The 2273-nt window shown below is 64.0% G+C and carries 1 protein-coding gene; it reads left to right on the top strand.

Annotated features, from left to right (window positions below):
• Positions 1-242 precede the first annotated feature (242 nt).
• Positions 243-1796, top strand: coding sequence for a class I adenylate-forming enzyme family protein (locus E1958_RS19395; RefSeq protein ID WP_133513334.1), 1554 nt, complete (start codon positions 243-245; stop codon positions 1794-1796).
• Positions 1797-2273 lie beyond the last annotated feature (477 nt).

Genomic DNA, 2273 nt, shown 5'->3' with positions numbered 1-2273 from the left:
GTGTTGCGTTACGCCGCGTTCGACGCCGTGCTTCCCGAAGCCTTTCCCCGTGCGGCTAACGCAACCTCTCTGACTCCCACGCTCCAGCGTCATGAAACCTCGGCCGCTGGAGCGGCCACAGCGGCGTTCCCACGCCGGAGCGTGGGAACGAGAAAAAAGACTGGTAGCTGGCGACTGGTAGCTGGCGACTGGTAGCCGGTATCATCCTTAATCTCTAGGCAGCCGAATTCGGAGCATTTTCTATGTATATCGGTGACTATCTGGGCCGGCGCGCGCTTTATTCTCCCGATCGGATCGCGATCATCGATGTCGGTAAGGAGCCCGTGCTGCGGCTCAGCTACCGGGCGTTCGACGAGCGGGCCAACCGGCTTGCCGGCTGGTTGCGGGAGGTGGCCGGCGTCGGTAAGGGGGATCGGGTCGCCATCCTGGCCCGGGACGGGGTGGAGCACCTGGATGCCTTTTTCGCCTGCGGCAAGCTGGGGGCTATCCACACCGCCCTCAATTGGCGTCTGCACGCTCGGGAGCTGGCGGCCCTGATCGAGAAGACGGGACCCAAGGTCCTGCTCTACTCCGACGACTTCCGAGAGGCCGCGCGCTTCCTGCAGCAGGACGCGACCGACCGGTCCCATACCATCGGCCATTATCTGCACTGTGAGGGGAGCGGTATCCCCGGCAGTCATCCGCTCCAAGAGGTGCTGGAACGGACAGCACCGGCGGCGATCACCTGTGACTCCCTAGATATGGAGGACACCGCCTGTCTGCTGTTCACCGGGGGCACCACCGGCCTCCCGAAGGGCGCCATGATCAGTCATCGGATGATCGTGTGGAATGTGCTCAATACGGTGATCCACGATCTGCGCCATGACGACATCTATCTGTGTGTGTTCCCTTTGTTCCACGCCGGGGGCCTGTTCGCCTATCTTTCCGCTCAGATCATCTTCGGCAATACCAGTGTGCTCACGCGCCAGTTCGACCCGGTCCAGGTGCTGGACCTGATCGCGCAGGAGCGGATCACGGTCTTCGCCGGGGTGCCTACCATGTACCAGGCGTTGACCCAGGCCCCGAACTGGTCGAGGGCCGATCTTGGCAGTCTGCGGTTCTGCACCAGCGGGGGGGCCCCGCTGCCGGTGCCCCTGATCGAGCAGTACGGCGAGCAGAAGGGGGTCCGGTTCAAGCAGGGTTTCGGCATGACCGAATTCGGTCCCGGCTTGTTTGCCTTGCCTGCGGAGGACGCGCAGCGCAAGGCGGGCAGTATCGGACGCCCCAACTACTTCATCGATGCGCGGGTGATGGACGACGCCAACCGCCTGCTGGGGCCCGGCGCCGTCGGCGAGCTGGTGTTGAAGGGCCCCAGCCGCTTCTCCGGTTACTTCGCCGATCCCGAGGAGAGCGCCCGGGCCCTGGACGCGGACGGCTGGTTCCACACCGGGGATCTGGTCTACCAGGACGAGGAGGGATATTTCTTCGTCACCGACCGCAAGAAGGATATGTATATCTCGGGGGGCGAAAATGTCTACCCCACCGAGCTCGAGGGTGTGCTCTACCGGCATCCGGCCGTGTTTCAATGTGCCGTCATCGGGGTACCGGACCCACGCTGGGGCGAGGTGGGCATGGCCTGCGTGACCTTGAGACCTGGGGCGACGGCGACCGAGGATGAACTCATCGCCTTCCTGCGCGAGAACCTGGCCGCCTACAAGGTACCCAAACAGGCCCGGATCCTGGAGGCGCTGCCCTTGTCCGGTATGGGGAAGATCCTCAAGCGGGATCTCAAGGCGCAAATTCTGGCTGAGATGTAGCCCGGTCCATGAGCCGGGCGCGGCGAGGGGGGATCGTGGATGTCGGGTGGGCAATTCAGCTGCCAGCTACCAGCTACCAGCTACCAGTCGCCGGCTACCGGTAGCTGGTAGCCGGTGACTGGATGAATCCCAAAGACGCATATTGAGCATAGGAAGATCCGGATAGATGACAAAGGCTGAAGGCGGGATGCGCTGCGCTTTCCCGCCCTACGGGGCTGTCCGGAGGATTCGACTGGGATCATCGGTTCAAGGCGCTCTCTGGCTCCCACGCTTCAGCCTGGGAGCAAATCCCAGACGCTCCAGTGTCATGAAACCTTGTCCCGAGCGGACAACTGCGTTCCCACGCTGGAGCGTGGGAACGAGCCAAAAGGGGAGTTGGGGAGAGGGGGACAAAGCCCGTAGGGCGGGTCAGGCGCGTGCGCCAAGCGCCGCGATTGCCGCGGCGGTGGGCGCGCCGTCACCCGCCGGATGGCAGCC

Source organism: Candidatus Thiosymbion oneisti, from assembly GCF_004359955.1.
Lineage (GTDB): Bacteria > Pseudomonadota > Gammaproteobacteria > Chromatiales > Chromatiaceae > Thiosymbion > Thiosymbion oneisti.
The sequence above is the reverse complement of the archived record's forward strand: the minus strand, read 5'-3'. Positions and strand labels throughout refer to the sequence as shown.